The 21363-nt window shown below is 39.9% G+C and carries 15 protein-coding genes; 7 read left to right on the top strand and 8 right to left on the bottom strand.

Going from position 1 to position 21363, the window contains the following annotated elements:
* Positions 1–50: 50 nt before the first annotated feature.
* Positions 51–1745, bottom strand: a complete 1695-nt coding sequence (locus tag NO991_RS03345) for a cyanophycinase (RefSeq protein ID WP_371351682.1) — start codon at positions 1743–1745, stop codon at positions 51–53.
* A 343-nt stretch (positions 1746–2088) separates the two neighbouring features.
* Here NO991_RS03345 and NO991_RS03340 point away from each other — a divergent pair, with 343 nt between their 5' ends.
* The 3 genes from NO991_RS03340 to iadA all read left to right on the top strand — a co-directional run bounded on the left by NO991_RS03340 (position 2089) and on the right by iadA (position 7746).
* Positions 2089–5016, top strand: a complete 2928-nt coding sequence (locus NO991_RS03340) for a TonB-dependent receptor domain-containing protein (RefSeq protein ID WP_371351681.1) — start codon at positions 2089–2091, stop codon at positions 5014–5016.
* Between the two features lie 142 nt (positions 5017–5158).
* On the top strand, positions 5159–6568 hold the full coding sequence (gene yfcC, locus NO991_RS03335; protein ID WP_166340943.1) for a putative basic amino acid antiporter YfcC: 1410 nt from the start codon (positions 5159–5161) through the stop codon (positions 6566–6568).
* Positions 6569–6579: 11 nt separating this feature from the next.
* Positions 6580–7746, top strand: coding sequence for a beta-aspartyl-peptidase (gene iadA, locus NO991_RS03330; RefSeq protein WP_300359835.1), 1167 nt, complete (start codon positions 6580–6582; stop codon positions 7744–7746).
* Between the two features lie 15 nt (positions 7747–7761).
* Here iadA and NO991_RS03325 read toward each other — a convergent pair whose 3' ends face one another.
* The 4 genes from NO991_RS03325 to NO991_RS03310 form a co-directional block, all read right to left on the bottom strand.
* Entirely contained in the window at positions 7762–9048 is a 1287-nt protein-coding gene (locus NO991_RS03325; protein ID WP_054552168.1) for a hemolysin family protein, read from the bottom strand.
* Positions 9049–9186: 138 nt separating this feature from the next.
* Entirely contained in the window at positions 9187–9879 is a 693-nt protein-coding gene (locus NO991_RS03320; RefSeq protein ID WP_166340939.1) for an ABC transporter substrate-binding protein, read from the bottom strand.
* Between the two features lie 125 nt (positions 9880–10004).
* The gene (locus NO991_RS03315; RefSeq protein ID WP_194441101.1) at positions 10005–11114 is read right to left on the bottom strand and encodes an arginase family protein; all 1110 of its coding nucleotides are present in this window, start codon (positions 11112–11114) and stop codon (positions 10005–10007) included.
* 289 nt (positions 11115–11403) lie between these two features.
* The gene (locus tag NO991_RS03310; RefSeq protein ID WP_054552165.1) at positions 11404–12183 is read right to left on the bottom strand and encodes a DUF2189 domain-containing protein; all 780 of its coding nucleotides are present in this window, start codon (positions 12181–12183) and stop codon (positions 11404–11406) included.
* Between the two features lie 145 nt (positions 12184–12328).
* On the opposite strand from NO991_RS03310, the gene udp reads away from it, so the two are divergent.
* On the top strand, positions 12329–13084 hold the full coding sequence (udp, locus tag NO991_RS03305; RefSeq protein ID WP_054552164.1) for a uridine phosphorylase: 756 nt from the start codon (positions 12329–12331) through the stop codon (positions 13082–13084).
* Here the strand turns inward: udp and cdd are convergent.
* Together cdd and NO991_RS03295 are read right to left on the bottom strand one after the other, a co-directional pair.
* Positions 13081–14013, bottom strand: a complete 933-nt coding sequence (cdd, locus tag NO991_RS03300) for a cytidine deaminase (protein WP_194441100.1) — start codon at positions 14011–14013, stop codon at positions 13081–13083. The genes udp and cdd overlap by 4 nt on opposite strands.
* A 165-nt stretch (positions 14014–14178) precedes the next feature.
* Complete coding sequence (locus tag NO991_RS03295; protein ID WP_054552162.1) at positions 14179–14547, bottom strand: hypothetical protein; 369 nt, start codon at positions 14545–14547, stop codon at positions 14179–14181.
* Between the two features lie 343 nt (positions 14548–14890).
* Here NO991_RS03295 and NO991_RS03290 point away from each other — a divergent pair, with 343 nt between their 5' ends.
* Positions 14891–16921: an ATP-binding protein gene (locus tag NO991_RS03290; RefSeq protein WP_371351680.1), complete on the top strand. Its 2031-nt coding sequence runs from the start codon at positions 14891–14893 to the stop codon at positions 16919–16921.
* Here NO991_RS03290 and ppc read toward each other — a convergent pair.
* Positions 16918–19563, bottom strand: a complete 2646-nt coding sequence (ppc, locus tag NO991_RS03285; RefSeq protein ID WP_371351679.1) for a phosphoenolpyruvate carboxylase — start codon at positions 19561–19563, stop codon at positions 16918–16920. The genes NO991_RS03290 and ppc overlap by 4 nt on opposite strands.
* A gap of 424 nt (positions 19564–19987) precedes the next feature.
* Here ppc and NO991_RS03280 point away from each other — a divergent pair, with 424 nt between their 5' ends.
* Both NO991_RS03280 and NO991_RS03275 read left to right on the top strand, forming a co-directional pair.
* Positions 19988–20734 carry an SDR family NAD(P)-dependent oxidoreductase gene (locus NO991_RS03280; protein WP_371351678.1) on the top strand — a complete coding sequence of 249 codons (747 nt, stop codon included), beginning with the start codon at positions 19988–19990 and terminating at the stop codon, positions 20732–20734.
* Positions 20735–20744: 10 nt separating this feature from the next.
* A complete protein-coding gene (locus NO991_RS03275) occupies positions 20745–21353 on the top strand; it encodes a flavin reductase family protein (protein WP_371351677.1) in 609 nt (202 codons plus the stop codon).
* Positions 21354–21363 lie beyond the last annotated feature (10 nt).

Genomic DNA, 21363 nt, shown 5'->3' with positions numbered 1-21363 from the left:
CTAACTAATAATGAACAAATAATCCACTACTTTTTCAGTACCTTACACCCTTAAAATGTCTTAACTTTAAAGGCTAGGTTTTCTACCGCACAGCCTGTACTACTGGTGTTTACACGGTAATAATGAGTATTGTCAGTGGCATTTAAATCCAATAAAAACTCATCATGCTGAGCGACTGCTTGTTGCTCTTGTGTTAAGCACATAGCTTGTACAAGCGAACGTAATTTAGCATCTGAAAATATAGTGCCAAAACGCTGCATCGGCAGTGGCGGAATTTTAATACTAGGGAGTGCATTATCAACAGTTCGTTTAGCTAGAGTAAAACCATCCTTTGTTACATCAATAACTGCACCAGCAGGCCAATAACTGATTGATCCGTTATTTTTAGCGTTAGATTTAACATGCACGACACCGCTTTTACCAATCACCGTCATTAGTGCGGTTTCACCAGCTCGAATTGATACAAGGGCGGTGGTCTCATCAATGCCAAAACCATGCTGTTGCCCGGTATCTGCCAGTAATCTTGCCAAACGCATTGTTCTGTTGCGCTCGCTAAAGTGTGTATCAAGAACACCATAAGTAAAGCTGCCAAGCCCACCTTGTTTTTCATAGGTAAGACTATCAGCCGAAAGCTTATCACCGCATTCATTTTCACAGCGCTCACTTGGCGGTGATACCGCAAACGAGCCTTCTCTCATTGCCGCTAAACTTGTACCATTTGAAATCATCGGCACTGTGCCATAGGCATTTTTACCACCACTTTGCACCGCTGTACCTGCGCTTGTGCCAACAAGTAATGGTCTTTGTAAAATTGCCTGAGTCCAAGGATATTGCTTACCGTTATCATCAAACAGTACTTTTCTGGTTAAACTCTGATCGCCACCGTTAAACATAATCCCCGTCGCGTTTTTAATCAGCTTAACTAAATGATCGACCCCTTTATCACAAAGCGCTTTTTCTGACTTAATTCGATCAGGGTAAATAGTCTCACGATTAAAAGCGCCCATAGACTCTGTACGTAAAGATTCCAAACTCTCACATTGCTTACTAGTAATCGCAATTGCTAAGGCGGGTGTTAGAGGTAACCAGCTTGATTCAACACCAGTAAAGTTTAATAACCCTTCATAAAAGTCAGCTGATTCATATGGATCTCTGCTTGAAGCCGTAACCGCTAAAATTGTTGGTGATTCGGTAGTTGTTTTTAATGAAGCAGCAACAAAGTCTAAAATATCATTGGCTGCATGTTCGTTATTATCGCTTGTACTTACCAACTCTTTTTGGCGGGTCGAATCTGTATTTGATACAGCCACTTCAAGTGAGTCTATGACAAAGTTGTATTCTGAATCAGTAAGCTCGTTTAGTAACTTGTTATCTAAATCGCGCCAAGCCCATAAAATATCACTTTTGGTGATCACACCTGACTTTTGACGTGCAATCTGTGCTAATACCTTAAGCGATTGCTGACGATTTTTTTTGTTGTTGGTTGGCCAATTTGTCTTTATTGCAGATAAAGCATCATTATTTAATCGATATTGATTATTCTGTTTACCACTAATCTGTTTATTCGAAAGACAATTTTTAGGGCTCATACTTGAGCAGGTGGTCAAAGATCCGCCAATTAAAACCAAAGTTTGCTGTTGATCATTTGCATAGACTTTGCTGCCAAATGATGCGAAAAACAAACTAAATACCAAAGAAAAAGCTGAAGTTTGATATTTAGTCTTTTGCTCCTTAAGGATGTTCATATTGTTACACTCTTGTAAAAAAATATTAGAAAATTGCTTGCGCAGCTTTTTGTTGCTTGCTATAAAAAAAAGGAACATTTAAAAACGCGAGTAAGCTAGCACTGTATCGCTAGCTTTGTCAAAAGACCTTACGGATTGGAATTATGTTGAAAAACGCATTATCGCTGTGCACATATTTCTACTCTCCACACTACCTTTCGGAGTGGTTTGACGAGTAGCCACACCTCACTTCCTGTGAGGGGCTAGTTGTGTCTATAACCCACTGCCCTGTCTAAAAAATTATAACAATTATTCAAAACGTCACGGTTTTGCCGTGTGTTTTTTAAGACAAAGGTAAATCAATATGTTTCGTCAGTTATCAATTGCTGTAGCAATCAGTGCTGTGCTGTGCCCAGTACAAACTGTGTATGCTCAAAACGACCAACAATCAGAAAAAATTGAACGAGTAGAAGTAACAGGATCACGAATTAAAGGGGTTGATTTAGAAGGAACCATCCCGCTTACAGTGCTTGACCAAGATGCAATCAAGCGCTCAGGAGCGAACACTATTCATGAATTATTAAAAGATTTATCGGTTTTTAAAGGCGGTTCCGGTACCTTTTCAACATCTGAAAGTGGTGGTACATCAACCTCAACGCCAGCGGGTCAATCCGCTGCAAGCTTAAGAGGTATGGGTCCCTCAGCCACATTAACACTCATTAATGGCCGCCGTGTTGCACCAAGCTCGTTCGCAGCAGGCACTGAAAACTTTGTTGATGTAAATTCAATTCCGCTTGCTGCAATCGAGCGCATTGATATTTTAGCCACTGGCGCATCAGCAATTTATGGAGCTGATGCGGTAGCCGGTGTTATTAACTATATTCTCAAAGATGACTATCAAGGAGCTGAAGTAAACACTTCTTACACCAATAGCTTTGACAGTCATGACGAAGCTAAGAAGCAGCTTAACTTAGTCTACGGAACCAATATCGGTGAAAGTAACTTAACGATATTTGCTGATATTTACGACCGCAATGCCTTTAAAGCGACCGACAGAAGTTATACCGCAACGCCTAATCTAGTAAATGGTTACTCATATTTACCGAAACTTGAGAACTCACCAAACATTTATTACTTCAGCAGCCGAGATGGCAATGAACTACCAGCCCCAAACTGTAAAACAGAGCTTGTCACGACTGAGCATGGTGAGCAAATTTGTGCTTACTATGCAAACCAAGATGATTACCTAGAAACCCCATTTGAAAGCCTATCAACTGGCTTCATGTTCAACAGCACCTTAGGTGATTTAGATTGGCATACCGATTTCTTCTATAGCCAAACTAAATCAAAAGCCTATTCATCACCTGCACCAATCAATCAAATAAACGACGATGATGGTCCGTTTATCATAGAAGATGCGCTATTCATTTATGATAACGCTGATGGCAGTAACGGCTTAATGGACCAGCTTTATATTGATCCATTTACCACTCAAGCGGGTCGAGATGTGTATGGCTTTGCATTTGATGCACGTTTTAATTCACCACGAACTGTTGAAGTTGAAACTAAAAACTTTCGCTTAGTCAGTAGCCTAGCTGGTTACATTGGGGACTGGAGTTGGGAGTCAGGTGTAACATTTTCTCGTTCTAAGTCAGAGCAAGAAGCGATTGATGGTATTTACAACCGCTACCAATTTCATGCTGCAATCACTGGTGAATTATGCTCTGACGGTTCATTAGCTACATACGATGGAACACAGCTCAATTGTGCGCAAGGTCAGTTAATGCCGTTCTACAACCCATTTTTACAAGGTGATGAAAATAACGATGCGGTGCTTGAGCTTGCAAAAGCAAACCCAAGTAGAAGTGGTGAAAGTACAGTCTACGGATGGGATTTAAACTTTAATGGCGATTTATTTACATTTAATGAGTTACCCATTTATGCTGCATTTGGTATTGAGGCTCGCCGAGAAGAGTTAAAAGATATTCCGTCTTTAGACTCTCAAGCGCGTGCTGAAAATGGTTATTTAGTCGACGTTTTTGGTTTTGGCTCGAGCTTATCAGAAGCAGACCGCACACAGTACGCTGCATTTGTAGAGTTGAATATGCCAGTTACTGAGCAGCTAGAATTGCAAATTGCTGGTCGTTACGATCATTACGATGACTTTGGTGGAACATTTAACCCTAAAGTGGGTTTAAGCTACCGCCCTTCAGATTCTCTAATTATTAGGAGCTCTTGGTCAACGTCGTTTAGAGCACCATCATTAACTCAAGCTGGCGTAAAATTACGGACCACACAATCAAGCTTTGATTGCGGCGCAAATCAGGCTGTTGCAGATTTATACTGTATGGGTGATGGTACAGAAGTCAGTGTTAACAGCCTAGAGCTTGGTAATCAAGCACTCAAAGCCGAGGAATCTGAAGCGCTCAGCATTGGCTTTGCATGGAGTCCATCTGTAAATACCAACCTAACTGTCGATTATTGGCATTTTGATCATGAACAAGTCATCGATACCAATATGACTGCCGTGCTTGATAGAGCAATTACGGACGCGTCTCTTCGTCACTGTGGCTTAGTACCACAAGGACAACAAGGTATTTCCTACGAGCAGCAGCTGTGTGAAGTAACCGATAATGCAGGCCTTAATATCGAAAGTGATGGCGCTAATCTTTCAGAGATCCTAACAAACTATATTAGTGAATTTAATCCGCGAGAAGATGAGTTATTCCTGCCGCTATTTAGAGACCATGTTATTCCTCTTGAAAATACCGGCACGCAAACCTTAGCGGGTATCGACTTTAAATTTGATCATCGTTTTCGCTTAGCTGAAGGTGATTTAACGTTTGCCCTTGATGGTACACACTATTTAGAGTTTGAGAGAAATAAACCCGGTTCAGATGCAATCGAAAAGCTAATCGGCACTTATCGCTACCCTGAAAATGTTGGCAGATTCTCTATCGATTGGGATGCCGAGAGTTATTACATAAATCTAGGTGCCAATTATACCAGTAGCTATGAGGATGATATTGAAGGGCTTCGTGGCCGTGAAATAGACGAGCTAGAAGAACTTGGCGAGCTTAATGATGAGTTAAAGCGTGATGTTGATGACTGGCTAGTATGGGATTTATCAGCCGGGTATTTTATCAATGATGCATTATCAATCCGTGCTCGTATCGATAATATCTTTAATAAAGAACCACCTAAACTATATGGTTCAAGTCGAGGTTTTGATTCTATAAACCATAATGCTTATGGCAGTCGCTATACGTTAAGTTTGAGCTATCGCTTTTAGCAAGGTATGGGCGGCTTAATCGTCGCCCACACTTTTGAGCTTACGTTATCTTAAACTGACGACTCTCAGTATTAATCTTTCTTAGCAAGGGCTACAATACCTTGCTTATCTTATAAACGTCGAATGACATTTAAGTGACTTTATGAAAAACAAACAGTTTGCGATGCCAGATGCGAGCATCATTTTGTTGTGCGTCGCAGTTATCGCCTATTTTGCCAGCCTATTTATAACCCCCGGTGTATTTAATGCCGAAAAAGATAGCCATAGTGTTGAATTATCACAATATCAAACAGCCTCAGATCATACCCCGCCAGCATTATTTGCAGAAGGTGGTGAAATTGGCCTAGCTAATGTCTTATTTGAAGGATTAGTGTCAGGTGATAAGTATGGCGCAGCGATTGGTGTGATGGCGTTTATTTTAATCACTGGCGGTGCGTTTGGGATTATCTTAAAAACCGGTGCGGTAAATAACGGCATCATGGCACTGATCAATAAAACACAACATATTGAGTGGGTATTCATTCCTCTCTTGTTCGTGCTTTTCTCTTTAGGTGGTGCGGTTTTCGGCATGGGTGAGGAAGCCATTGCCTTTTGTATTGTGTTATTCCCGATTATGAAACAACTTGGCTATGACGCAAAAGTAACGGTATTAACAACCTATGTTGCTACACAAATTGGCTTTGCCACCTCATGGATGAACCCGTTTAGCATTGCCATAGCTCAGTCTATAGCTGAAATTCCCGTTTTTTCTGGCGCAGGGTTCAGAATGGTTGCTTGGCTTGTTTTTACTTCATTTGGCCTTGTATTCACTATTCGCTATGCCAACTCTATCAGAGCCACTAAACAACAATCTAACCAACACCAAGACAGTGCAATAAATTTAGATAACGCAGATAAACTAATCTTACTTACTTTTATTGCTGGCATTGTTTGGGTTATTTGGGGCGTGATGGCTAGGCAGTATTATATTCCTGAATTAGCAGCGCAATTCTTTTGCCTAGGGATTGCTTGTGCTGTAATCGCCAGCCTATTTAAAAAACAAACTGCCAATGAAAGCGCAAACGCATTTAAAGAAGGTGCTCAAGAACTGCTACCTGCAGCGCTTTTAGTGGCACTTGCAAAAGGCGTTATTATAATACTTGGCGGTAGTGACTTAACCTCGCCTTCAACTCTAAATACCTTGCTGTACTACAGTGCCACCAGCATTTCAGTTGTACCCGACTATATTGCGGCTTGGGGCATGCTATTATTTCAAAGTGTATTTAACTTCTTTGTTTCGTCAGGCTCTGGACAAGCAGCCATAACGATGCCGCTAATGTCACCGCTCGGTGATTTATTAAATATATCACGTCAAATTGTGGTGTTAGCATTTCAGTTGGGTGATGGTTTAACCAATATTTTTATTCCGACTTCTGCTAGTCTCATTGGCTGTTTAGGTATTGTTAAATTAGATTGGAGTGAATGGGCACGTTTTATTTGGCGCTTCACTTTAGCTTTGTTTGGCCTTGCTAGCTGCTTTATTTTTCTCGCACACTTTATTAACTATCAGTAAAAGATTTAATTATGTTAACACTTATAAAAGGCGCAGACGTTTTCGCCCCCTCACCTTTAGGCACTCAAGATGTTCTTATTGCTGGCGGAAAAATAGTTGATATACAGCCTGAAATCACCATCGATACTTATCAGAGGATTACCACAGTCGATGGCACTCATTGTATTTTAGCCCCAGGGTTTGTAGATTCACTCGTACATATAACTGGCGGTGGCGGCGAAGCTGGATTCGCAAGTAGAACACCAGAAATGAACCTGACTGATGCAACATTGCATGGCACAACAACCGTTATTGCAGCCCTTGGCACTGACTCAAGTAGTCGAACTCATAGTAACCTGATTGCTAAAGCAAAAGAGCTGAAAGAGCTTGGGCTCAACGTGTTTTGTCATTCGGGCTCATATCATTTACCTGCGAAAACACTGACAGGCTCAGTCACCAGCGATTTAATGTACATTGATGAGTTTATTGGTGTGGGTGAAGTTGCTATATCTGATCATCGTAGTAGCCAACCCACGGTGCAACAGCTGGCAGAGCTTGCCGCTGAGGCAAAAGTGGCAGGCATGTTAAGTGGTAAAAAAGGCACAGTCAGCATTCATGTTGGCCCTGTTGATACACATTTATCGTTATTACATGAGGTTGATAAGCTAACCGATATTTCACTGGCACAATTTTACCCAACTCACATGAATCGAAATATCGACTTACTTAATGCTGGGGTAGAGTTTTGTAAAGCCGGTGGCACTATCGATTTTACAACAAGTACAACCGAGTATGACCTTGCTCATGGTGAATACTCTGCCGCACACGCACTCGCTTATTGCCTAGAGAATAAGGTCGACCCAACAAAGCTCACTATGAGCTCTGATGGCCATGCAAGTCTCCCTATTTTTGACAAAAGCTATAATCTGCTTGGCCTTGAAGTCGGTAAAGAGTCCACATTGCATGGCTCGTTTGTAGAAGCAGTGCAAAAGTTTAATGTTTCGATTGAACACGCTTTAATGGCGATTACATCAAACCCTGCACAGATACTGGGTATCAATAAAGGTGTCATTAAGCAAAATGCAGATGCCGATCTTGTGCTACTTAATAAAACAACGCTTGCGCCAACAGAATGCTGGTCAAAGGGTGTTCATATGGTAAGCAAAGGCAAAGCCCTTGTGAAAGGCGCCTTTGAGTAAGGCCGCATCGGCGGCCTAAACAGTATCCGAAATGCGAGTAACGAGTAGTTGCTCGACTTTCACTCCTTCAACATCGACAACTTCAAACTTATAGCCACCAAAATTAATAAACTCAGCGCGTTTAGGCAGGCGTTTCATGGTGTAAATCAAAAACCCTGCGACTGTTTCGTAATGAGATTGTTCTGGGAACTCTTCAATTTCAAGTACCTTAGCAAGCTCAACCACAGGTGTTAAACCATCAACCAGCCAAGATGAATTATCACGTTGAATAATTAACTCTTCACCCTGATGGCTAATTAAATCCCCCATAAAGCCTTTCATTAAATCTTTGACAGTGACAATACCTACCATGAGTGCATACTCGTTAACCACAACGGCAAATGGTTCAGCCGCTTTTTTGAATGTGTTTAAAGCTTCAGACAAACTCAATGTTTCTGGAAGATAAAAAATATCTTGGCTTATCAATTCATTATCAATTTCGGCGCTTTGCCCTTTAAGCACTTTGCGCAAAATATCTTTTGATTCAACTGAACCTATTAATTTATCTAAATTACCATCACAGACTAAAAAGTGGTTATGTGGATGTTCGATAATTTTGGTCGCCACTTCTTGAGCATCAGCTTTAACATCAAAATAGACAATTTGATCACGAGGAGTCATTACACTCGATAAAAAACGCGCTTCTAAATCGAATACATTGCCAATTAACTCATATTCTTGTTGCTGTAAGCTACCGTACTCTGCCCCTGCATCCATCATCGCCACAATGTCTTCTGTCGTAACAATGTCTTCTCGTTCAGCGGGTACTTTAAACGCGCGCAAAATCAGGTTGGTAATTCCATTAAAGAAAACGACAAAGGGTGTTAACGCAAAAGTTACCCAGCGCATTATAGAAACCACATTAACTGCAACGGCTTCCGGCATAATCATCGCTAACCGTTTAGGTAATAAGTCAGCAAATAGAATAAACAAAGAGGTAATACTCAAAAACGAAATCAAAAAGCTGATTTGGCTTAGTAAAGGTCCTTGATAAATCATACCTAAGATTTGTTCGATATAAGGCGATAATGCTTGCTCACCAACAATACCACCCAAAATGGCAATTGCATTTAGGGCAATTTGTATCATGGCAAAGAAAGCACCAGGTTGCTCTTGCAACGCCAGCACCGCTTGGGCTTTAGAACTCCCCTCGTCCACCATTACTCGTAATTTAATCTTGCGTGATGCTGCTATTGCAATTTCGCTCATAGCAAACAACGCACTGATCAGAATTAAAATAATAATAATGAGTAAGTCACTCATTGTAACTCCTAACAATTAAACGCATCCAGGGTGTTGAATGCAAACAACTTTTTGCTCGTTTTGCTAGCTAGAGTTTGGCGAGAATGGACAAAAAGCAGCTGATTATAGCCGCTTTATTACAATCAACAAGTGCTATTTTTAATCGTAATCAGCAAAGGCTTTACTTAACTTCTCAAGCCATGCAGTGTTCATATTTTTATTACAAGCAAAATATAAGTCAGGATTAACAACAGGAATACTAAACACTGGTTTTAGTGAGTTGAGTGTAGAGTCTTTTTGTAATTCAAAATTAAATTGTTGATCACTTAAAACGACTAAATCTATGCTCGTTCGACGACTTTTTAACACATCATAAATATTGTCAAAACTATCAAGTAATATCAGCTGATTTGTTTCATCAAAGCCATGTTCTTTTAAGAAAATATGAGAGTAATTATCTTTTAGCACCGCAATACGGTATTGCTTAGCTTGTTGTAAATGACTAATTGAAATTTGCTGAAAATTAAACGAATAAAATGAAGCAGAGAAACGTCCAAGTTTTGACAACCAGATAAAATCACGCTCCCTAGCAGGTAATCTAGCTATTGAGAATATACATGTATTTTCATCTCTAAGAGCCGCATTGTAAGAAACAGACCAAGGGTTCACAGAAATTTCATAGTTGATGTTACTTTGCTTGAGCGATGTTAGTACTTTATCAACTACAGTCCCCACTAACTCACCATTCTCATCTTGATACTGTAACTGCGGTAAATTTTCAGTGACCACTGTAATTGCAGAGAATACAGGTAGAGACACTAGTAAACAAAGTAAGATAAAGAGCTTATGCATAATCGCTATACCGGAAATTATAATTATTTTTTATACAAATATAGCGCGAGGTGATGAAATTTGAAATGTAAAATAGAAATAAACAATTAGCGGAAACTAAGTTTCCGCTAATCTTGCAAAATGAATTACTTATTCATTGCACCAATCAAAAATGCAGAGATTTTAGCACCTTCTCTGAGTGTCGTTTCAGAACTTGTTTGGCCGATTAGTGAGCTGTCGGTGAATGGCGCGATTTCCATCATATCAGCACCTGTAATTGGGAACTCGTCAGCCAATGCAACAAGAATGTCTAATGCATGCTGAGGTGTTAAGCCACCGGCTTCTGGTGTTCCTGTCGCTGAAGCAAAGCTTTCATCAAGCGCATCAATATCAAAGCTCACATAAAGCTCATCAACATTATCTGCTTTGAGCTGTGCAATCACTTCATCAGCAACTGCTTTAGAGCCACGTTCGATAATTTCGTGGGCCCAATGTTGTTTAACACCAAACGTGTCTTCCCAATGTTGCTTAGGCTTACCACTAGAGCGGATACCAAATTGAATTAGGTTACGTGGCGCTGGTAAGTACTCAAGAATATGTGTACACCAAGAACCAAAGCATAAATCAATACCAAGACGCTCTACTAATAAATCTGTATGAGCATCAAAGTGAATGATTGCAGTGCGTTTGCCAGCATCACGTTTTGCTTTTAAGTAAGCTTTAGCTAGCGGGTAGCTAATTGAGTGGTCGCCACCGATACCAAAAATACCCTTATCAGGGTAGTTCGCATAAAAGCCGTCACAGACATCTTCTGTGATAGACAAAGGTGATACATGGTATTCACTGTTTTCATCAGCATATAACGCTTTTTGGCAGTTTGTGATGGTCGCATCGTTTAGGTATTTATCATGCAGTAAATGTGGGATCACACGCACATCACCTAAATCAAAAGCGCGTGCTTGCGGTTGTTGATCAATCAAGGTAGAACGTAAAAAAAGAGGTCCCCAGTTAGCACCACGTAATATACCACCGCCGCAGTCAGAGCTAATACCTAAAATAACGGCTTTGTGCTCAGACTCTGCCAATGTTTCAAGTGACTCTTTCCAAAGCACATCAACATTGTCTGTTTGACCGTATAATTTAGTACGCAGCGCATCTTTACGCTCTTTTGCTGTATTTACTGTAAATACACCATCGCCAGGAGGACAAAGACACTGACTTAGTTTTTCGTGGAATGCTTTTTGTGTGTTACTCATCTCTACTCCGCTGATCATTGTCTGCATATTCATGCGTAAACAAAAAACTTACGCAATCAGTTTTGTGTATAGTTAAGATTTTTAAGACTCAAGAATCACTTGCTCAACCGAATCTATAACTCACTGATATTGAAAGGTTATATTTTTAATGCAGATGAATTTAAACTGCTCTAGTCAAATAAGAGCGCTGTATTTTGGCAGGTATAACATGCGCGAAAAGAAAGTCAAATTTTGCGGCAACCTAGGCGATTGCCGCTATAGATTTATATTCAAACGAAGTGAATACTCATTATTCGTAGCCTCTTGGTTTCTTGGTTTTGATAACAGCAATGTATGCATGCCAACTGGCGTAGCTTAATAAAGGCATAATCACAATAAACCCAGCAGTGCCTGTAATAAAACCAACAAACACTAAACAGAGTATTATTCCAGCCCAAACAACCATGGCAGCAAAATTGGTTTTAACCGCATTCATTGAAGAAATTACCGCAGTCATAATATCAACTCTGCGTTCCATCATAATTTGCGGGGTAAACGCTGAGATAGCAAATACAGTGACCAGTAAGATACCACCGACAATACTACCGAGCGTTAAAAACGCAGATAACTGCTCAAAACTCGGGTTAACAACATTCGGATATAGGGCGTGGATGAGCGCAGCTAAACGCATCCAAACAATCATAATCACCATTAATAACACAGCAAAGCCCCATTCACCTGCTGGGTTTCTAAACATAGATTTAAGGCTATGCATTAGAGTAGGTTTATGGCCTTTTTCAAGCTCCCACGCTACATCATAAAGGCCAGCAGCAAAGGCAGGGCCTATTAATGCAAAGCCAACCACAGCAGGCAAAATAACTAAGTGCGTATCAAACTGATATACAAAATACATAATTGTCGCTGGTATCAAGGTAAATACTAATCCGTAGACAAGACTCAGTATTGGCGCATTAGCGATGTCCTTAAATGCAAGTGCTAACCAATGAAACGGTGCAGATGCAGATATTTGAGAGCTCTCTAAACAACGAGCAAATTCGTGGTTTTTGTTCATAGAAGATGATGCTGGCATAATGTATCCTCATTAAAGGTGACATCTTTAGGTTTAGGTTAACTGTGCAATTCTTGCAACATTGTTAAGTTAATCGGACATCTGTCCTGTACTTTAAACACATATGATTAAAGTATTACGCTTTAGACAAAAATAAGGTTTAATAATGGAAAAGGTATTTCACTTAGGGATCACACGTGACGACTTAAAAGGGGCAACTCTTGCTATCGTACCTGGCGATCCTGACCGCTCAGCACGCATTTCTACGCTTCTTGATAACCCTGAATGCTTAGCGAAGACTCGTGAATTTCATGTTTACCGTGGTGAGCTAAACGGCCACAGTGTTGTCGTTTGTTCAACCGGTATTGGCGGCCCATCTACTTCAATTGCTGTTGAAGAGCTTGCCCAACTTGGTATTGATACCTTTTTGCGAATTGGCACGACCGGTGCTATTCAGCCGCACATCAATGAAGGCGACATTTTAATTAGCCAAGCATCTGTTCGATTAGATGGCGCAAGCCAGCATTTTGCACCACTAAGCTACCCTGCTGTGTCTGACTTTTTTGCTACACAAGCAATGGTCAATGCATGTGATAAATTAGGAATTAATTTCCACATTGGTATTACTGCATCAAGTGACACATTCTACCCAGGTCAAGAGCGTTACGATACTTATTCAGGTTATGTTCCGCGCTCATTCCAAGGCAGCTGTGAAGAGTGGCAAAAACTAGGTGTGATGAACTACGAGATGGAATCAGCAACACTATTTACTATGTGTGCTGCCCTTGGCTTACGCGCAGCATGTGTTGCAGGTGTTTTAGTAAATCGTACTAAACAAGAGATTCCGAATGTTGACCACGGCGAGATTGAGAAAAAATCAGTCGCCGTCGTCATTGAAGCTGCAAAACTATTGCTTAATTAAGCGTTACTTAATTTCGCAATATAGTGCTCAAATGCTGGTGGGTTTGCAAAGCTTGCCAGCACAGATTTAGCCACCTCATATTGATTTTCTGCCCCTTGTGTTTCTAACAAGGTTATCGACTTAACTGTTTTATCATCAAAGCTTAAACCCGCAAGATAAAACTGACTCAATGCACTTTGTAATGGCGAAAGGCTTGGACTATAGGCAGCATTTTCGGCATAGCTTCCGTAAAAATCCCCTTCGGTAAATGTACTTAATTTAACAGCACTAAAATTACCTGTGTATGGCACATATGCATTGAGTGCTAATTGAATAAGTTTTGCGTCATCAATGGTAAGGTCGGCAAATTGTTTATCACTTTGCTTATGCGAAAATAAACACGCATCATTACCTAAATCTTTCGGGCCAAATGAATAAGGTAATAACTCATGAAGGTTAAAGTCACGCTCTGGTAATAAAATCTCAAGTGAGTCTGCAGTACTCAATTCATTCATAAATTGACGGCAATAGCCACAAGGAGCGTCACTGATTGCAATTCTTTGTACTGCTTGCGCGCCATTAAGCCAAGCATTATTAATCGCTGATTGCTCAGCATGAACGACTAAACTCAAGGCTTGATGAGAAAACTCAACATTAGCGCCAAAATAGAAATTTGTTTCGCCTTGCTCATTTAACCCAACTGCAATAGCGCCCACGTAGAATTTAGAAATAGGCGCCACAGAAAATAAACTTGCGACGGGTACACAAGCTTTTAGTAACTCAAGTTGGCTAACTTGAAACTGCTGACAAAGAGAAGAAATATCTGTTTGAGATAAGATGCCACGTTGCTGTTTTAGCTGGGCAAAAAGAGAATTTTTTTGTTGATCATTGAAGCTAAACGGCTCTGAATTTTGAGCTAGTTTGCTTGCATCTATCCTAGTTGCTGTCATAACAAATTATAATTATTAATTGGCTAAACAGTTTAAAAGGTTACGTAATGAATTGCTAGGTTTTGGCGGTAAACATCAAGGTAAATCGCACAATAAAAGCTAAAAATTAGCGGTATTTGTAAGCCCAGATATACACAACAAAATAGCGATGACTAGCTCGACCAATTATTGACGAACCAGCCAATTTTTTGCTTTGTTAAAACATTCAAAGTTTTCAGCTTGTAAGTTATAGCGCTTTGCTTTTTGCATAAATAAGTCGTGCATAAAACCATCAAAACTTACGACAATTGCTACAACAGCTTCTTTCAAAGAGTTTGCCACTGCCGGCATAATTGTGAATAAATCAGCAGGTGCGAAATTGTGCGTCAACTCAGACACGTCAACGAGTATTTTATCTGACCCATATAATACTGAGTATTGTTGGGCGATTTGGTAAAAGTTAATCACATCCTGTGCGCTTGCCGTCCCTCTTAACGTCATCATAACTAACGACGTAGATGCATCATAGGTAATGCAAGTAGACACGTTTGACATAAAAATACTCTTAAACTGCGTGAGTGGTTAGGGGTTAACTCTAGCTCTCAGAGTTGAAAGCCAGCATATTTTATTTATAACCCTAACCTAGTCAATAGCTAGCAATTAAATAGGTATGACCAGCATTAAATATAAGAATTTATAACTAGAAAAATACATTTTTGGCGTTACCTTAAATTAACCTTTAATGCTTTTTTTAAACATGCACGAGAATTCTGCCTTTAATTTAAGCCTTTTCAGATGCCCTTAAAATGAGTGAAAACTTACAATGAACATCATCTTAAAGCAGTAGAGTAAACACGTATTGTCAGATGATACATGTTTGCTTGGATAGGAATAAATCATGAGATTCATGGTTCCAATTATCGCAGGCATGTTTTTGTCAGTTCCTTTGCAAGCAACCGCAATTACAGCAACAGAATTTGAAAAACTACGCAACCAAGTCAGAAACACTTACGCAAACTCAAGACAGCTAGGTTTAGAAGAAGTAAATAAAATACTAGCCGATTCTGAGTTGAATCTTGAACAGAAGATCATTATGACTAACTATAAAGCGTGGGTTTTATCTGGTAATAATAAACTAGATGAAGCGATGATTACGCTTGTAGAGTTCGAGAGTATGGTTGCCAAATCGAAAGATAAGAGTCTGATGTATGGCTACTATAATATTTCGGGAAATATCTATTCCCATTTAGGGTTATATCAAGAAGCACTTAATCATTACAAACAAGCGCTCCCTTTTGCAAAGATGAGAAATAATAACCTTGTAATGCAAACTGAAAACAACATCGCTGTTATCTACTTAAAATTACACCTATATAACAATGCAGCAGAAATATTTAAAAAATTTAGAGAGTATAGCAAAACAAATAACCATACCTTTAATGAGTCGTTTACGAGTAATCTTCTTGCTAAGGCTTTGCTTGGTTTAAAAAAATATGACCAAGCATTAGAACTACTTAGTAACATATATAACTTTCAGAAAAGCAACGACTTTCTTTCACACCAAATAGTTAATCTAACCACTCAGGGAAAAATTTATAACTCTCAAGCACAATATAAAAAAGCAGAAATAATATTGAAAAAAGCACTCAATTTACTAAATGAGAATAATCTTCAAAGCGATAAGCTTGCTGTAATATTAGAACTTGCTAAAACATACAAAGCCCAAAATAAACCTGCATTGGCTCTAGCACAAATTCAGTCAATTGATTTAAAAAATAAAAAAATCTCTGACTATCAATTATTGCTAGCTACACAAGAGCTATCAGCCTCTTTGCATTTACAACAAAAAAACTACCATGCAGCAATTGATGCATACAAACAGCTCTATGAAACTCAAGAAAAAATTCTAAGAAGACAAACCAGTACTAATCTTGCCAAAGCGTTAGCAGAATTAGATATAACGACTAAAGAAGCAGAAATAGAACTTTTAACTAAATCAAATCAAGTTCAGGCTTCAAAAAATAAAGCAAATAAAGTGATTTTTATGGCGATTGCTTTTGCCTTATGCTCAATTTTAATCGTATTAACGTTGATGACAGTGAGGACGAAGCAACAAAAGAATGCCCTATCTAAAACATTAACAAAACTTCATAACACACAAGCACAACTTATTGAAATCGAAAAAATAGCATCGTTAACCGCATTAGTATCTGGTATGGCGCATCAATTAAATATGCCCATTGGCACCATTGTAACCGCTAGCTCTTTAATTGATGATCAACTTACACTTATTTGCCAAAAGTTTAAATCTCAAGAGCTATCTAGCAAGCACCTTCATAGCTTTTTAAACGATACAAACGATGCAAAAGATTTAATACAGGCTAGCATCGCTCGACTTGCCAGTATTGTCGAAGAATTTAAGGCACTCAATGTGTCTATTGATTTAGATAAACCACTAGTCCAGTTTAACCTAAAAGAAGAAATATCACGCAGAGTTCTGCCTTTCTCAAGTTATTTAGGAAAGTGTATTAAATTCGATATTCAGGGCGATAATGTTGTAATAACTTCTTACCCTGCAATTATTGGTGACATATTAAAAACCTTAATCATTAATTCCTGCGAACATGGTTTTGCAATAAAGCTACACGGCTTAATTGAGATCGAGATTAAAGCTTTTCCTAAGCATGTCGAAATTATTTATCAAGACAACGGGGTCGGTATTAAGGAAACTATCTTGCATGATATCTTTACTCCTTTTTATACCACTAACATGGGCGATAAACACCTAGGACTTGGGTTAAATGTTGTTTTTAATGCAGTTAAATTTAACTTGAAGGGAGAAATATGCGCCGAGCCTTATGAACACGGCGCACGATTTGTTATTAGCCTACCAATCGATGCTCGATTGGTTGATGATACTAGCTATTAACCGGTATTACGCATACCTGCAGCGATACCTGTCATAGTGATCATCAAGGCATTATCAATATCGCCTTCAGAGCCCTCGTCAGCTTCGCGTGAACGACGCAGTAACTCGACTTGTAATAAGTTAAGTGGATCTGTGTACGGGTTACGAAGTGCGATTGACTCTTTGATCCAAGGTTGGTCTGCAAGCAGGCTCTTTTGTGGGCTAAGCGATTGAACAAGCTCAATCGCCTCGCTCAATTCTTGACGTAGCTTCACGCCTAATGGCTTATATTGCTCAGTCACTAGTGCATCATCGTAATGCGCACTTAACCATGTATCTGCTTTACTAAATACCATCTCTAGCATCTCTAAACGAGCACGGAAGAATGGCCATTTTAAGCTCATTTCATGAAGTGTCTCGATGCCATACTTATCTAACGCAGCTTTAAGACCTGTTAACGCACCTAACCAAGCAGGCAACATTAAACGATTTTGGCTCCATGCAAAAATCCATGGAATAGCACGTAGGCTCTCTACGCCACCGTTCGGGTTGCGCTTCGCAGGGCGAGAACCAAGTGGTAATTTAGATAGCTCTTGCTCTGGCGTTGCCATTCTAAAGTAAGGTACAAAGTTATCATCATGGCGCACAACTTGGCGGTAATGCTCACACGAATCAGCACTGATCAGTTCCATAACATCACGCCATTCGCTCTTCGGCTCTGGCGGTGGTAGCAAGTTACTCTCGAGTACAGCACCAGCATAAATATTTAAGCTTTGCAGGGCAACAGCAGGCAAACCAAACTTAAAGCGGATCATTTCACCTTGCTCTGTTACACGTAGGCCACCTTTTAATGAACCTGGAGGCTGTGAACGTAGTGCTTGCGCAGCTGGCGCGCCACCACGACCAACCGTACCACCACGGCCGTGGAATAAAATAAGCTCAATACCGCGATTTTCGGCTAATTGAACCAGCTTATCCATAGCTTCATATTGTGCCCAACCAGCAGCCATCATGCCTGCATCTTTTGCTGAGTCTGAGTAGCCGATCATGACATTTTGTTGGTTTTGAATATGACCACGGTACCAAGTGTTATCAAGTAAACATTCGATAACCTCTTTACCATTATTTAAGTCGTCTAACGTTTCAAATAATGGCGCAACCGGTAAGTTAAACTTACAACCACTTTCTTTAAGCAGTAACTGTACTGCCAGTACATCAGATGCAGTTCGTGCCATCGAAATAATATACAAGCCAAATGTTTGAGCATCTTGCGCTGCGATTACATCAAATGTATCTAGCACCTCTTGTACTTCTGGGCTTGGTTGCCAATGTTTTGGAATTAGCGGGCGGCGAGAGTTTAACTCAGCAAGTAAAAACGCTTGTTTGTCTTCCTCTTGCCATTGATGGTAATCACCTAAACCTAAATAACGTGTTAGTTCAGAGAAAACATCACCATGACGCGATGAATCCTGACGTACATCAAGTTTTGCAAGGCGTAGACCAAAGCTATTAATACGGCGCAGAACATCAAGCAGCAAGCCATCAGCAACTACTTTCATGTTGGTTTTAATAAGCGAGCGATAACACACTTCAATTGGGTGTTTAATTTGCGCGATATCGGTAATTAAATCTTCAGAATCAGTGCGCTTTTTCTTAATTTTTGCGCCCAAATGCGTCACCGTTTCAGCAATTTGATTCTTTAATTTTTTAAGTACTGCACGGTAAGGTTCAAAGTCTTGACCTGCAAGCTCAATGAGCTCATCGCTTGCATCCGACATTGATAGCTCATTGCTTAGCGTTTCGATATCACGCGAATACAAATCGAGTGCCATCCAGCGGCCATGATCAAGTACTTGCTGCGTGACTTCAGCGGTGACGAACGGGTTACCATCACGGTCACCGCCCATCCAAGAAGTAAATTCTATTGGGCTGAAATCTATCGGCAGCTCAAGATCAAGCTCTGATTTTACGTCTTCGCCAAACTCCCGTAAGAAACGCGGAACAGCGTGCCATAAGCTATTTTCAATAACCGCAAAACCCCATTTAGCCTCGTCGATTGGCGTTGGGCGTGAGCGACGAATGTCGTCGGTATGCCACGCTTGGCTGATAAGTTGGGCAATACGATTTAATAAATCTGCACGTTCACTAGGTAGGTTATCTTTACGCTCTAAAGAGGCAAGACAATCACTTAATTCAACGTGTTTATTAATCATTGTACGGCGTGTCACCTCAGTTGGGTGAGCCGTCAGTACTAAATTGATGTGGAGTTTTGAGAGTGTTTGTGCCAAGTGATTAGGATCAACTTGACCTTGCTTTGATGCTGTTGCTAACGCTTTTAATGTTTGAGTGAGAGGGTTTAGTTGGCAAAAGCCAACATCATTAAAGCGCGATACGGTATGAAATTGTTCAGCAACATTAGCAAGATTCAAAAAATGATTAAATGAGCGTGCAACCGGTAATAGTTCTTCATCTGTGAGAGCGTGTAGTACTTCGATAAGCGCCTGTCTGTCGGCTTCGTTACCACTACGTGACGATTTAGATAAAGCGCGAATCTCTTCTACCTTATCTAAAATGGCTTGTCCTTGTGCATCTTTAATGGTTTGACCCAGCATTTGTCCAAGCATACTAACATTACCGCGAAGTGCAGCGTATTGTTCACTCATTCTCATACTCCTTTCTTTAACTAAGTTGAAAGTACTTACTGCACAGTATTTAGCCAAGCACGAGCGCAGCTAAATACTGATCCCTTTTATTAATATCATTGTCAGCGTTAATTTAATAGATCGAATTTTCTAACATACTCGTAAAAAAGAATAACCAATCTATAAACATAAAAGTGTAATAAATACGCAGCTTAGTCAGCTACAAAGCGTTAAAGCTAGCTCAATTGGTAAAATGGACTTACCAATTTAAAAGGTAAAATCCCCGTAAATTAAGGCATCCTTAATATTTGCATGGTCAAATCTTTATCCGCCTTTTTTTATATGTTTGTAGGGTTAGCTCAAGACAAACAGAGCTACTATCATTTTATTAGTTGGTGATAGTTTGAGCGAAATTTTTTTCAAATATTTTTATAACAGGTCAAAAATGCAACTCTATATTTTGTGTGGTGCACGCAGTGAAATTGCAAATGCCTATTTCACTACTCTTCATAAACAAATCAACACGGGTCATATCGTCACCATCAGTCGAGATGAATTTAAGGCAAGTTTCAATGAGTCATCAAGCAATGAGATAAGTCACCAGCATTTTATTACTGATTATTCAGAGCAAAGCTTAAGTGGCATTGCTAAAGAACTTGCCGGTGGCCACTATGATTTAGCCCAGTTGATGATATTTAACGGCCTATTGCATGATCCAAATAATGCGCCTGAACGTAAACTTGAGCAAATATCTGAGCAGCACTTTATAAATAGCATGACAACAAATGCTCTACTGCCAATTCGCTGTGTGACTTTATTCTCAATACTTTTAAAGCCACAAGTTTCAACTGTGGTGTGTGCCCTTAGTGCACGTGTTGGTAGCATCAGTGATAACAAGTTAGGCGGTTGGTATAGCTATCGGGCATCGAAGGCGGCATTAAATATGTTATTTAAATCTGCAGCGATTGAACTTAGCAGACGCTATAAAAAGTGCCACTGTGTATTATTTCACCCAGGTACCACTGATACGCCTTTATCAAAACCCTTTCAGGCAAATGTACCCAAAGGAAAGTTATTTACCCCTGAGTTTGTAGCCGAGCAGCTGTATTCATTGATAAGTGATGCTGACTATTTACAACAATCACACAACCCTGCCTACTTTGACTGGCAAGGAAAACCCATAGACTGGTAACAGGAAATTTATGCATTTTACAAAACAAGCCATTGCTGATTTAGAAAACCGCTACCGCGCTCATTTAATTAATAGTTTGTCGGGGTTTAAAAGTGCCAACTTAATCGGCACTCAAGATAGTAACGGCCAAACCAATTTGGCGATTGTCAGTTCAGTATTTCATCTTGGAGCACATCCCCCTTTAGTGGGTATGATCATTAGGCCCCATTCAGTGCCTCGCCATACCCTAGAAAACTTATTAGTCACCAATCAGTACACTATTAACCACGTGAACAAAGACATTTATAACAAAGCACATCAAACATCGGCACGCTACGACAAAGGTGAGTCTGAATTTGATGCAACAGGGCTCAGTACTGAATACCTAAATGACTTTACAGCGCCTTTTGTTAAAGAAAGTAAGCTTAAATATGCGCTTGAGCTGAAAGAACACCATCACCTTGCCATCAATGGCACTGAGCTGATCATAGGTGAAATAACCGACATTTACTTAGATGAGGCTTGCTTGCAAGAAGATGGCTTTGTCGATATTGAAGCCATTGACACAGTCGCAGTGAGCGGGCTTGATAGTTACCATGTAACTGAACGTTTAGCCCGCTTAGCGTATGCTAAAAAGTAACCTTTAATTT

This window comes from Pseudoalteromonas sp. DY56-GL22 (genome assembly GCF_041414715.1).
In the GTDB taxonomy this organism is placed as follows: Bacteria; Pseudomonadota; Gammaproteobacteria; order Enterobacterales; family Alteromonadaceae; genus Pseudoalteromonas; species Pseudoalteromonas simplex.
This window is presented reverse-complemented; position numbering and strand designations above follow the sequence as displayed.